At 71.3% G+C, this 11,800-nt stretch carries 10 protein-coding genes and 1 pseudogene; 1 reads left to right on the forward strand and 10 read right to left on the reverse strand.

What is annotated here, in order from left to right; all coding sequences use genetic code 11:
* Window positions 1-43: 43 nt before the first annotated feature.
* From E6R62_RS09745 to E6R62_RS09765, 5 genes are all read right to left on the reverse strand, one after another.
* Entirely contained in the window at window positions 44-1,147 is a 1,104-nt protein-coding gene (locus E6R62_RS09745) for a M14 family metallopeptidase (RefSeq protein WP_136212927.1), read from the reverse strand.
* Window positions 1,148-1,234: 87 nt separating this feature from the next.
* Window positions 1,235-2,017 carry a hypothetical protein gene (locus E6R62_RS09750; protein WP_136212928.1) on the reverse strand — a complete coding sequence of 261 codons (783 nt, stop codon included), beginning with the start codon at window positions 2,015-2,017 and terminating at the stop codon, window positions 1,235-1,237.
* Window positions 2,018-2,029: 12 nt separating this feature from the next.
* Window positions 2,030-2,758, reverse strand: a complete 729-nt coding sequence (locus E6R62_RS09755) for a hypothetical protein (protein WP_136212929.1) — start codon at window positions 2,756-2,758, stop codon at window positions 2,030-2,032.
* Window positions 2,759-2,796: 38 nt separating this feature from the next.
* Window positions 2,797-3,885, reverse strand: a complete 1,089-nt coding sequence (locus E6R62_RS09760; protein ID WP_136212930.1) for a hypothetical protein — start codon at window positions 3,883-3,885, stop codon at window positions 2,797-2,799.
* Between the two features lie 164 nt (window positions 3,886-4,049).
* On the reverse strand, window positions 4,050-5,150 hold the full coding sequence (locus E6R62_RS09765; RefSeq protein WP_240801570.1) for a hypothetical protein: 1,101 nt from the start codon (window positions 5,148-5,150) through the stop codon (window positions 4,050-4,052).
* A 202-nt stretch (window positions 5,151-5,352) separates the two neighbouring features.
* Here E6R62_RS09765 and E6R62_RS09770 point away from each other — a divergent pair, with 202 nt between their 5' ends.
* Window positions 5,353-5,883 carry an NUDIX hydrolase gene (locus tag E6R62_RS09770; RefSeq protein WP_136212932.1) on the forward strand — a complete coding sequence of 177 codons (531 nt, stop codon included), beginning with the start codon at window positions 5,353-5,355 and terminating at the stop codon, window positions 5,881-5,883.
* A 46-nt stretch (window positions 5,884-5,929) separates the two neighbouring features.
* Here E6R62_RS09770 and E6R62_RS09775 read toward each other — a convergent pair whose 3' ends face one another.
* The 5 genes and pseudogenes from E6R62_RS09775 to E6R62_RS40255 form a co-directional block, all read right to left on the reverse strand.
* Window positions 5,930-6,946 (reverse strand): TIGR03842 family LLM class F420-dependent oxidoreductase, encoded by a 1,017-nt coding sequence (locus E6R62_RS09775; protein WP_136212933.1) that lies wholly within the window; start codon window positions 6,944-6,946, stop codon window positions 5,930-5,932.
* Window positions 6,947-6,955: 9 nt separating this feature from the next.
* Entirely contained in the window at window positions 6,956-8,356 is a 1,401-nt protein-coding gene (gene hydA / locus E6R62_RS09780) for a dihydropyrimidinase (RefSeq protein WP_136212934.1), read from the reverse strand.
* A gap of 14 nt (window positions 8,357-8,370) precedes the next feature.
* Complete coding sequence (locus tag E6R62_RS09785) at window positions 8,371-9,669, reverse strand: aspartate aminotransferase family protein (protein ID WP_240801571.1); 1,299 nt, start codon at window positions 9,667-9,669, stop codon at window positions 8,371-8,373.
* Entirely contained in the window at window positions 9,666-10,508 is an 843-nt protein-coding gene (locus E6R62_RS09790; RefSeq protein ID WP_136212935.1) for a nitrilase-related carbon-nitrogen hydrolase, read from the reverse strand. The genes E6R62_RS09785 and E6R62_RS09790 overlap by 4 nt, the downstream gene beginning before the upstream one ends.
* Window positions 10,509-10,675: 167 nt before the next feature.
* Window positions 10,676-11,800: pseudogene (locus E6R62_RS40255) on the reverse strand (hypothetical protein); the annotation flags it as partial.

Here is an 11,800-nt window from a genome sequence, read left to right on the forward strand (position 1 = left end):
GTGGCCAGACTGACGTCCGTCCACGAATTCCTGCCACGCGCCCTCATCCGGCGTACCCCGGTTTCACGTCCGCGAGGCCGGCGAGGGCCTGACCGAAGACCTCCCGCGCGCGTCGCAGGACCTGCTCGCGCCATGCCGCGTCCGCCGGGCAGAACGCCTCGCGGATGAGCTGCTTGAGTTCGGAGCGGACCGCTTCGGCCGGCGTGTGGTGCCGGTGCAACCAGGCGTCCGCGCACAGCGCGAGCAGCACCTCGGGGCCCGGCAGCGTGCCGAACTCCAGGGTGATCGCGGTCAGCCGGCCGACGGGCCCGAGGCCGTCGGCCACCGCGGTGGCGGTGTTGCCGACGATGGGCGTGGACGAGGAGGTCCCCAGCTCGGAGGCGGTCAACGCGTCCCCGTACCAGCGTCGGGCGCGCGCGTGCGCGTCGGCGTCCCGGCCCCCCCGGAAGATGGGCTCGCCGACACCGCGCTCCCCGAGACCCGTGTGCAGGTCGATGTACGCGACGTGCGCGGCGTCGGCGATCTGCTCGGCCACCACGACTTCGAACACCCGGCGGGACCAGGTGGGCCGCAGGCCGCCGTAGAACAGTCCGTCGGCGTGCCGGTACTGGCCCCTGGTCACGGCCTCCTGGAGGGTCTGCGGGCCGAGCCGGTCGCGCAGGGCCGTCAGGTCCGCCACCAGCGCGCTCGGGGAGAAGGCGGCGGAGCCGGGCGGCACCAGTGTCGCGTGGACGGCGTCGTACGCGTCGTTGTGCGGCGGGTCGTCGTGGTCGACGAAGTTCCGGTTGAGGTCGACCTCCTCCTCGTTGACCCGCCGCAGGTACGCGAATCCGTAGGGGTTGAGGGCGTGTACCAGCAGGACACCGGTTCTCGGCCCGGCCGTCCGCGCCAGCCCCTCCCGCAGCAGGATGCCGGTCTGGCAGGCGGAGCCGCAGAAACCCTCGATGCCGTGTGTCCCGGAGACCGTCACCAGCAGCTTCTCCGGGTCCGCGGGACCCGTGTACGCGGTGTCGACCCGCAGCTCGTCGCCGTCGGGCCCGCGGTGCCCCGGCAGCGTGTACGTCCGCAGCCGCGCGCCCGCCGCTTCGGCGGCCCGCAGGAAGTCGGCCCGGGCCTCGGCGTAGTCGGAGGGAAAGGCGTCTGTCATGGCTGCCTCGCGTTCCTGGGGTTCCGGTACGGGCTACGGGGCGACAGGACCGCGCGCCGCGGGCCCCGGAGTCGGGGCCCGTGGGGTTCAGCGGCGCCCGCCACCGAGGTCGGAGGGCAGCGGCACGCCCAGGGCCGCGAGGATCGCGTGCGCCCCCTCCGCCGTCGGGACGTGCAGCATGCACAGCACCCGGTCGCCGGGGGCGGCGTGCCGCTCGAAGTACGCGTTCGCCGCGAGGTCGTGGCTGGTGGGCCGTTCCCGGTAGAGGTCGAGCGGACGACCGATGCCCCGGATGACGCCTCGGGCGGCGTCGAAGGGCGCGCCCGGCGCGAGCACCGCGGCCACCTCGGCCGCCGGCGCCGCCCGGCCGCTGTCGTTGCCGCCGGACAGGTCCGGGTACATGGTGATGTCCGGATGCCCGCTGAACGCCGACATCGCGCAGTGGACCACGGGGTTGTACGTCTTGAGCGCGATCACCTCGGGGAACCGGTGCCCGTCGGCCAGAAGTCGGGCGAAGTGCACGGACCAACTCTCCCCGAAGACACGGCCGTTGCGGTACGCGTCGCCCACGAACTGGATCATGACGTGCAGGCAGGAGCGCCCCGAGGGGAGCTCCGCCCAGTGGGACGTGAGCAGGGAGACGACGCGGTCGCGCTCCCGGTCCACCCCGACGACGATGTAGTCGGCCTCCGTCAGCATGTCGCGGCGCAGCGTGAACAGTTGCCGGGCCCGCAGGCCGGGCATGGCCGCCACCAGGCCGTCCACGATCCACTTCTCGGTCTCCGTCGGCAGCTCCCGGCCGGGCGGCAGGGCCGTCACCTCGACTGCCCGCCGCCCGCCCCGTCGTGCGGCCCGGTCGTCGTCCGGCACGGGAGGCCCCGCTCAGACGTCGGCCGAGGTGGGCAGCGGGATCCGGTCCTCCGTGCGGCCGAGCACGGTGAGCTGGTGCAGCTCGACGAAGTACAGCTTCCACAGCCAGTAGACGTGGTCGAGGTGCTCGACGACCTTCTGTTCGTCCGCGTCGGTGGTGACCAGGGTGGACATCACCCGCCACACGAAGTCGTCGTGGTCGTCGTCGAGGTCGGTGTTGACGTGGGCGCGCGCGCCCTTGACGTTCTCCTGGCCGAGGACGCTCTCCAGGTTGTCCAGCCATTCGGGCTGGGTACGCGTGGTCACGTACTCCACGAAGTAGACGCTGGTGATCAGCGCGAGCGGACTGTCCTCGAATTCCATGCCGTATTGGAGGTATCCGGTGAGCAGCTTGGTGGAGAGCATCGGCTCGGTGGAGTAGATCTGGTCCTTGGTGACCCCGACCTTCGCGAGGTCCGCGGCGAACAGCCGGTCGTGCAGCATCTCGTCATCGGTGTAGTGGGCCCACGCCTTGGCCTGCACCGGGTCGACCTTCGTGAAGTACTTGATGGCCAGCGCGTCGATGGTCCGCTTGCGGCGCAGCCGCAGGATGGTCTCGATGTTGTGGCGCTTGTAGTAGTCCAGGTTGAGTTCGGCGGCGTTCTTCTGGTGCTGGGCGAACGGCACCGTCTCGTAGAAGTCCTTGATGTAGGTGTCGAGGATCGCGTCGACCCGCTTGCGCAGTTCGGGGTTGACCGTCATGGGCTTGCTTCCCTCCTGTGGGGCCAGTGGCCGTGGGGTCAGTGGCAGCCGCAACTCGCGCTGGAGACGCGCTGCATCCGGCCGCGGCGCACCGCTTTGCGGGCGCCGAGTACGGGGGTTCCGTCCGATGTCAGCAGGGAACTGCGGGGGCAGAGGAAGGCCAGGGCGAAGCGCGTGGCCGGGGTGATCCCCAGTCCGAGGTTGACCACGCCGGCCGTGGCTCCGTACACCTCGTTGGGCCCGCAGTTCGCCGGTATGACCTCCGTGGCGGTGTTGATCGCGAAGCCGAGTTCCCAGATGACCCGGTAACGGGGGTCGTCGGTGAGGAGCTTGTCCAGCTCCTCGGCGGCCGGCGCGGCGGCCGGGGTCTGCGGGGTGACGCCCTCGATGGTTCCGGCGCTCACGTGGAGCGTCACGGCGTTCGAGACGAGCGGGGAGAGCGCGTCGAACAGCCTTCGCTGCTCGTCGCCGTCGGCGGGGTCCGCGTGCCGGTGGACGATCGGCCACCCGCGCAGCGTCAGGTCCCCGTGGAGCCCGAGCAGGCGGGCGTCCGGCTCGAAGGTGGTGATCTCGGCGGCGGTCACGCTCAGTTTGCCGGACGGGAAGATCTGTTGATCGCCGGGCTCCAGGACGCCCGCCTGTTGGTTCCAGACGCAGTCGCCCGCCGTGTGGTCGAACTCGGCTTCCGTTCCCGAGGCGTCGTCGACGATCGTCAACCGTTCGCTGTCCCCGACGAGGTCGAAGAACTCCTCCGCCGCGGCGGCCTGTCGGGCCACGTCGGTCTTGGCCGCGGTACGCAGGAAGTAGCGGACGTGCTCGTCGGTGAGCGGGGTGGAGCCGGCCGGCAGCACGGCCAGCTTGCGCGCGCCCAACTCCTGCGGGCTCGGCGAGTCGAGGAAGCGCCCCGGGCAGACGGCCAGGACGTGCGCGTCCGGCGGGGCCTGCTCGGCGATGAGGGTGCCCAGACGTGTGCCGCGCGGCAGGGTCAGGTGGTCCACGCGGGAATACCCGTCACCGGGGAGCAGGGAGAGGGGCTCGCCGCCGTCCTCGGTCGTGATCAGACAGAACGTCTCTACCGGCTCGCCGAATTGACCGAAGTCGTCTGTGGTGAGATCCAGCGGTGACACGGGCGCACTCCCTAGTGAAAGACGACGAGAACCCCGTGGCGGGGCATTTGAATGCCCCGCCACGGGTCGGTACTCAGCCCAGGAGCGTGCCCAGGTAGTTGCGGTTCTTCTGCACCTTGATCTTCTTCATGACAGTCACCTCCTGTTGAATGGATTCCTCATATTCACCCCGTACGGTCGGGGGACGGTCGGTTCCGCTGGTCCGCGGTGACGACCCTCTCCACCGTGGGGTGGTCCGGGTGGCCGATCAGCGCCAGTCCATTGCTCGTGAGGACGCGCGTGTCGGGCGAAATGATGTCCAGGTGGTATTGGGTGTACGGAGTGAGCCCGAGACCGTAGTGGAGGCAGCCTTCCGTGCCGCCGTACACCTCGTTCATGGCGTGGTTGCCGGGCAGGATGTCGAGGGAGGTGTTGAGGGCGTGACCGATCTCCCACACGATGCGGTAGCGGGAGTCCACCGCGAACATCTGCTCCAACATCGACACGGCGGGCTCTGCCCCCGGGTCCAGTGCCTCCAGCCGCGTGATCCTGCCGTCCTCGACCCGGGCCTTGATGGCGTGGTCGCGCATCGCCCAGAGCCTCGCGTGAATGCGGGCCTGGTCGGCGCGTGAGAAGGACGGGGTCCCGTTGTGCAGGATCGGGTAGCCGCGCAGCGTGATCTCGCCTTCCAACGGCAGTTTCAGGGCCTCGTCGAACTCCCTGATCTCCACCGGCAGCACGCTGATCTCGCCGGACGGCACGATCTGCTGGTCGCCCCATTCGAGCGGGCCGGCCTGTTGGTTCCACACCAGGCCGTCGCGCAGATGGTCGAGTACCGCTCGGGTGCCGTGCACGGGGTCGGCGTAGACCAGGTGGTCGGCCTCCTCGGCGAGTTCGAAGAAGGTGTCGCAGAACGCCGCCTGCTCGGCCGATGAGGTCCGCTCCATGACGCCGAGGAAGTGCCGGATCTCGTCGAGGGTGGTCGGCGTCGAATTGCAGGCCATTCCCATGATCTTCCGCTGCCCCACCAGATCGGGGTCCGGGGACGCGAAGAACCGGTGGGGCGATACGACCAGGATGTGGGCGGGTTCCGGGATCCGCTTTTCGAGGAGGTCCTCGAAACGGTCACCCTGGCCCATCGGGATCGTGAGGTAATTCTTGTACGCGGCGGATTCCACGATCTCGAACCGGTCGACCAACTCGGGGTTGGTGACCAGACAGAAGGTGCTTCCCGTGGCCTCCCCGAATTGGCTGAAGCGCCCCGGATCGATGGATATCCGTGTCATGATCACTCCCGTCATGGCCTGTCCGACCTGCCCTCGCCGTGGTCACTACTGTGGCTTTCGGGAGCTGTCGCGCGCCATAGGACCTTTGTCCCTGGGAAATTCGCCATTCCCCGACGGGGTTTCACACCGCGAACGGCCTTCCTCCGGCACGACGTGCGAGGCTACGGATGCCGGACCGCCCCCCATCGAGAGCAGGCACGACATGCGCTGGACCGTTCACGGCGAGCGGACGATTCTCGACACCCCCTGGGTACGGCTCCGCTCGCTCGACGTGGAGCGGCCGGACGGCGCCCGTGTCCCCTACGAGGTCGTGCGCCTGCGGGACCTGGCCGTGACGGCTGCCGTCGACGACCGGCGACGGGTCCTGATGATGTGGCGCCACCGCTTCGTCACGGACACCTGGGCCTGGGAGCTGCCCATGGGGCTGGTGGAGGACGGCGAGGACCCCGAGGCCGCCGCCGCCCGGGAGCTGGAGGAGGAGACCGGGTGGCGGCCGGCGGCCGTGCGGGAGCTGCTCTACGCGGAACCCGCCGCCGGGATCACCGATTCCCGACACTTCGTGTTCCGCGCCGACGGGGTGCGGCGCGTGGGCGAGCCCACGGAGCGCAACGAGTCGGACCGGGTGGAGTGGATCCCCCTCTCCGACGTCCCCGGGATGATCGCCCGGCGGGAGATCGTCAGCAGCGCGACGCTGGTCGGCGTGATGGCGTTGCTGATGGACCCGCGGGCCTGAGAGGCGCGGGCCTGAGCCCCGGCGGCGCTCCCCCGGGGCCGCGCCGTCAGGTGCCGAGCGCCGGGATGACCTCCCGCCCGTACGTGTCGATCACGTCCTCCCTGGCGTCGTGCATGGCGTACACGGCGAACTGGTCCACGCCGAGGGCGCGCAGGGCGCGGAGCTTCTCGATGTGGGCCTCGACCGGGCCGAGCAGGCAGAAGCGGTCGACGATCTCGTCCGGAACGAAGTCGGTGGACGGGTTCCCGGCGCGGCCGTGGTGGCTGTAGTCGTAGCCGCCCCGGGCCTTGATGTACTCGGTGAGGGCGTCCGGGACCATCGAGGAGTGTTCACCGTAGCGGGAGACGAGGTCGGCGACGTGGTTGCCGACCATGCCGCCGAACCAGCGGCACTGGTCCCGCGCGTGGGCCAGCGCCCGCACCGAGTCGTCAGCCGTGACGTACGCCGGGGCCGCCACGCAGATGGTGACCGCGTCCGGGTCGCGACCCGCCCGGGCGGCGGCCTCGCGGACCGCCTTGATCATCCACTCGGTGAGGCAGGGGTCGGCGAGCTGGAGGATGAACCCGTCCGCCTTCTGCCCTGCCAGGGCGAGGGCCTTGGGCCCGTAGGCGGCCATCCAGACGGGGAGTTTGCCGTCCTTGATCCAGGGGATGCGGATCGGGTTGCCGTCGACCTCGGCCTCGCGGCCCTCCGCGAGGTCGCGGATCACCTCGATGGCCTCCCCCAGGCGGGCCAGCGTGTTGGGCTTGCGGCCCGCGACCCGCATCGCGGAGTCGCCGCGGCCGATCCCGCAGATCGTGCGGTTGCCGTACATGTCGTTGAGGGTGGCGAAGGTGGAGGCGGTCACCTCCCAGGTCCGGGTTCCCGGGTTGGTGACCATCGGTCCGACGTGGAGCTTTTGGGTGTTGGCGAGGATCTGGCTGTAGATGACGAAGGGCTCCTGCCACAGGACCGCCGAGTCGAAGGTCCAGCCGTAGCGGAAGCCGCCCCGCTCGGCGCGTTTCATCAGGCTGATGACCTGCGAGGCGGGCGGGTCTGTTTGCAGGACGAGACCGAAGTCCATCACGGCTCCTTACAGGTACTGGCAGGTCGAGCGGGGGACGAAGGCCCCGTGACCGGCCCGGCCGGTGTACTCGCGCCGGTCGATGACGAGTTCCCCGCGCGAGAGCACCGTGTCGACGCGCCCGGTGATCCGCTTGCCCTCGTACGCCGAGTAGTCCACGTTCATGTGGTGCGTCTCGGCGGAGATGACCTGCTCGGCATGCGGATCGTAGAGCACGATGTCGGCGTCGGAGCCCGGCGCGATGGTGCCTTTCTTGGGGTAGAGGCCGAACATCCGGGCCGGGGTCGCGCAGGCGATCTCGATCCAGCGCCGGCGGGTGATGTGCCCGTCCAGGACGGCCTGGTGCAGGAGGTCCATGCGGTTCTCCACCCCGGGCAGGCCGTTGGGGATCTTCGAGAAGTCACCGCGGCCGAGCTCCTTCTGGCCCCGGAAGCAGAAGGGGCAGTGGTCGGTGGAGACCACCTGGAGGTCGTTGGTGCGCAGCCCCCGCCACAGCGCGGCCTGGTGCTCGCGTGGCCTCAGGGGGGTGGAGCAGACGTACTTGGCGCCCTGGAAGTCCGGCTCCGCCAGGTTGTCGGTGGACAGGAACAGGTATTGCGGGCAGGTCTCCCCGAACACCGGCAGGCCCTTGTCGCGGGCGGCGGCCAGCTCGGCGACCGCCTCCTCGGCCGAGACGTGGACGACGTACAGCGGGGAGCCGGCCACCCGGGCGAGTTGGATGGCGCGGTGGGTGGCCTCGGCTTCGAGGAGGACCTTGCGGACCTCGCCGTGGTGGCGGGGGTCCGTCTCGCCGCGCGCCAGGGCCTGTTCGACGAGGACGTCGATCGCGATGCCGTTCTCGGCGTGCATCATGATCAGTCCGCCGTTGCCGGAGGCCCGCTGCATCGCGCGCAGGATCTGGCCGTCGTCGCTGTAGAAGACCCCCGGATAGGCCATGAACAGCTTGAAGGAGGTGACGCCTTCGCCGACGAGGTGGTCCATCTCCTTGAGCGTGCCCTCGTTGACGTCGGAGAGGATCATGTGGAAGGCGTAGTCGATCGCGCACCGGCCGTCGGCCTTGTCGTACCAGGTGTCGAGCCCGGCGCGCAGGGAGCGGCCGACGCTTTGCACGGCGAAGTCGACGATGGTGGTGGTGCCGCCCCAGGCGGCCGCCCTGGTGCCCGTCTCGAAGGTGTCCGAGGCGGCGGTGCCGCCGAAGGGAAGCTCCATGTGGGTGTGGGCGTCGACGCCGCCGGGGATGACGTACTTCCCGCTCGCGTCGATCGTGGTCTGCGCCGTCCAGCCGTCGGCGACCTGTGAGCCGTGGGCCGCGAGGGCGACGACGCGGCCGTTCTCGATCAGGACGTCCGCGTGCAGTTCGTCGGCGGCCGTGACGACGAGTCCGCCGCGGATCAGGGTGCGGGTGCTCATGTACGTGTCCCTCGCTACCGGTTCAGACCGCGCAGGGCCTGTTCGAGGATCTCGGCGCCCTCTTCCGCCTCCGCGACGGTGAGGGAGAGCGGCGGCGCGATGCGCAGCACGCTGGTGTCGTGGCCGCCGCCCTTGCCGAGCAGCAGGCCCCCGGCGCGGGCGGCCTCCAGTACGGCGGCGGCCGCCCGCGGGTCGGCCTCGTCGGTGCCGGGCCGCGTGAGCTCCAGCCCGGCCATCAGGCCCCGGCCGCGCACCTCCCGCACGGCTGGCACGCCGGCGGCGATGGCCCGGAGCCGCTCCAGGAGCAGACCGCCGACGCGGCGGGCGTTGCCCTGGAGGTCGTGCTCCAGCAGGTACCCGAGGTTCGCGACGCCGGCCGCCATGGTGACCGGGGAGCCGCCGAAGGTGGAGATCGAGTTCGAGTCGAGGCAGTTCATCACCTCGGAGCGGGCCACGACGCCGCCGATGGACATGCCGTTGCCGATGCCCTTGGCGAAGGTGAGGATGTCCGGCGGGCCGTTCTGGGCATGGGCCTGCCAGCCCCAGAAGTGTTCGCCGGTGCGGCCCCAGCCGGTCTGCACCTCGTCGCTGATCCAGAGGATGCCGTGCCGGTCGAGGACCTCGCGGAACGCGCCGTAGAGGCCGTCGGGCGGGGAGGTGAACCCGCCGACTCCCTGGATCGGTTCGGCGATCAGGGCGGCCACCCCGCCGCGGGCCTGGCCCAGTACGTCTTCCAGGTCGGCGACGGCCGCCTCGGTGAACGCGGCGTCGCCGAGGTGGGCGAAGGGGCCGCGGGTGCGGACCGCGCCGTGGACGTAGTACGTCTGGAGCGGCGAGAGGCTGGTCGGGGACCAGCCGCGGTTGCCGGTGATGGAGACGGTGGAGAAGGAGCGCCCGTGGTAGCTGTTGCGCATCGCCAGGATCTGGTTGGAGCGGCGGTACGTCGTCGCGAGCAGCAGGGCCGTGTCGTTGGCCTCGGTACCGGAGGTGGTGAAGAAGACCCTGGCGTCGGGGATGCCGGAGAGGGCGGCGACCCGCTCGGCCAGCTCGACCATGGGGCGGTTCAGGTACAGGGTGGAGGAGTGGATGATCCGCCCGGCCTGTTCGGCGACGGCCTTGGTGACCTCGGGCAGGGCGTGCGCGGTCATCGTGGTGAGGATGCCGCCGAAGAAGTCGAGGTAGCGGTTGCCGTCGGCGTCCCAGACGTGGCGGCCCTCGCCGTGGGTGAGCTCGATGGGGCGCTCGTAGTAGAGCGTGAGCCAGTCCGGGAGGACGGCGTGGTGGCGACTGTGCAGGGGGATCGGATTGCTCACGGCTGTACGAGTCCTCCGTAGGCGTCGGGGCGGCGGTCGCGGTAGAAGGCCCACTGGTCGCGGACCTCCTTGATCAGGTCGAAGTCGAGGTCCCGGACGAGGAGTTCCTCCTCCTTGTCGCTCGCCGTCTCTCCGACGAACCGGCCGCGGGGGTCGACGAAGTAGCTGGTGCCGTAGAAGTCGTTGTCGCCGTACTCCTCCTGGCCGACGCGGTTGATGGCCGCGATGAAGTACTCGTTGGCGACGGCCGCGGCGGGCTGTTCCAGCTGCCACAGGTAGGCCGAGAGACCGCGGTGGGTGGCGGACGGGTTGTACACCAACTGGGCGCCTGCGAGTCCGAGTTGGCGCCACCCCTCGGGGAAGTGCCGGTCGTAGCAGATGTAGACGCCGACGCGGCCGACCGCGGTGTCGAAGACGGGCCAGCCGAGGTTGCCCGGTCGGAAGTAGTACTTCTCCCAGAAGCCCTTGACCTGCGGGATGTGGTGCTTGCGGTACTTCCCGAGGTAGCTGCCGTCGGCGTCGATGACGGCGGCGGTGTTGTAGTAGAAGCCCTCGGACTCCAGCTCGAAGACCGGGACGACGATCACCATGCCGGTCTCGCGGGCCAGGTCACGCATCCTGCGGACGGTGGGGCCGTCGGGGACGGGCTCGGCCCAGCGGTAGTGCTCGGGGTCCTGGACCTGGCAGAAGTAGGGGGCGTTGAAGACCTCCTGGAAGCCGATGATCTTCGCGCCCTGGGCGGCGGCCCGCCGGGCGTGCTCCTCGTGCTTGGCGATCATCGATTCGGTGTCTCCGGTCCAGGTGGCCTGGACCAGAGCGGCGCGGACGACTTGGGCCATGAGCTGCCTCCTCGCGACGGGACGCCGACTTCTACGCCCGTAGACGGTGTCCGTAGGGAGTAGAACGTAGGCCTCGTCACACCGTGGGGCAAGAGCGCCGTGCGCTGTTGGAGTAGTCGATCACGTTAGGTGCAAACGTGATCGTTTGCGATCAGGGGGTGGCCGGTTCAGGGCAGGGGAATCCCGGCGACGCGAAGGGCGTGGGACAGGTCGCGGTGTTTGCCCCCGGCGAGCGCGGAGGCCGCGCGGAGCAGGCGCGGGGCGAACCAGTGCGGGTCCCGCCGCGCCAGGGCGGCGGCCTCCTCGGCGGTGCGCAGCCGGACGAAGGCGGAGAGCAGCGCGTCGGCCTCGCGCTCTCGCCCGCCGGCGCCGAGGAGGAGGGCCGCCTCGGCGATCTCGGCGGTGGGACGGGCGACGCCCTGGCGCAGCAGCGCGTCGCTGTCGCCGTCCCGCCCGGCCTCCCCGAGCGCTGCCGCCGCGGCGGCGAGCCGGCCGGGCGGGAGCGAGGCCGCCTCCCAGAGCAGGGTGGCCCAGTCCGCGCCGAGCCCGGCGCGGCCCAGCTCGGCGGCGAACTCCGGGAGGAGGTGCGCGGGCCACGCGGCGGCCTCGCAGAGCAGCGCGTGCGCCTCTCCCCCGCGACCCTGCGCCCGGAGCCCGAGGAGTCGGGCCACGGTCCGGGGCACCTCCGGCGGGAGGGCCCCGGTACCGGGCCCCACGGCAGGCCCTGTGGCAGGCTCCGGCGCACCGGGGCCGAGCCGCGGCGGGGCCGTCGGATCGGCGCCCGGGTGCTCGGCCGGGTCGGTGTCCGGGGCCGCGCCCGCGGGGACGAGATGGGCGAAGCGGGCGCCGCGGGGCGTGACCTCCGGGGCCCGGGGAGTCGAGTCCGGCAGCGACGGCGGCGCTTCCCCGGCCGGCGCCCCCGCGTACCGGGCGCCCCCGCTACGCCGCCCACCCCGCAGCCACCGTCCGTCGGCCCGCCCGACCGGCTCCCCGGGCGACGCCTCGGGCGGTCCTACCCCGGGGCCGGCCGTCGAGCCCTGGTCCCGGGGCTCCGGTAACCCCGGGCCCGACTCCGGCGGCTGCGCCGCGAGGTCGGCGGCCGGACCCTCGTAGCGGGGCTCCCACACACCCGGGCCCGACTCCGGCGGTTGCGCCACCGGGCGGGTCGTCGCGCCCTCGCGCCGGGGCCCCGGGACCCGCGGGGGCCGCGCCGACTCCGGCGGCTGCACACCGAAGTCGGCGGCCGGACCCTCGTAGCGGGGCTCCCACACACCCGGGCCCGACTCCGGCGG

Origin of the sequence: Streptomyces sp. A1136 (assembly GCF_004795055.1) — a bacterium.
Taxonomy (GTDB): domain Bacteria; phylum Actinomycetota; class Actinomycetes; order Streptomycetales; family Streptomycetaceae; genus Streptomyces.

Bases quoted from the DNA above. Each gene is read 5' to 3' on its own strand.
- E6R62_RS09755 (WP_136212929.1), bottom strand. From the start codon at position 2,758: ATGACGGTCAACCCCGAACTGCGCAAGCGGGTCGACGCGATCCTCGAC.
- E6R62_RS09775 (WP_136212933.1), bottom strand. From the start codon at position 6,946: ATGGACTTCGGTCTCGTCCTGCAAACAGACCCGCCCGCCTCGCAGGTC.
- hydA (WP_136212934.1), bottom strand. From the start codon at position 8,356: ATGAGCACCCGCACCCTGATCCGCGGCGGACTCGTCGTCACGGCCGCC.
- E6R62_RS09770 (WP_136212932.1), top strand. From the start codon at position 5,353: ATGCGCTGGACCGTTCACGGCGAGCGGACGATTCTCGACACCCCCTGG.
- E6R62_RS09790 (WP_136212935.1), bottom strand. From the start codon at position 10,508: ATGGCCCAAGTCGTCCGCGCCGCTCTGGTCCAGGCCACCTGGACCGGA.
- E6R62_RS09765 (WP_240801570.1), bottom strand. From the start codon at position 5,150: ATGACACGGATATCCATCGATCCGGGGCGCTTCAGCCAATTCGGGGAG.
- E6R62_RS09745 (WP_136212927.1), bottom strand. From the start codon at position 1,147: ATGACAGACGCCTTTCCCTCCGACTACGCCGAGGCCCGGGCCGACTTC.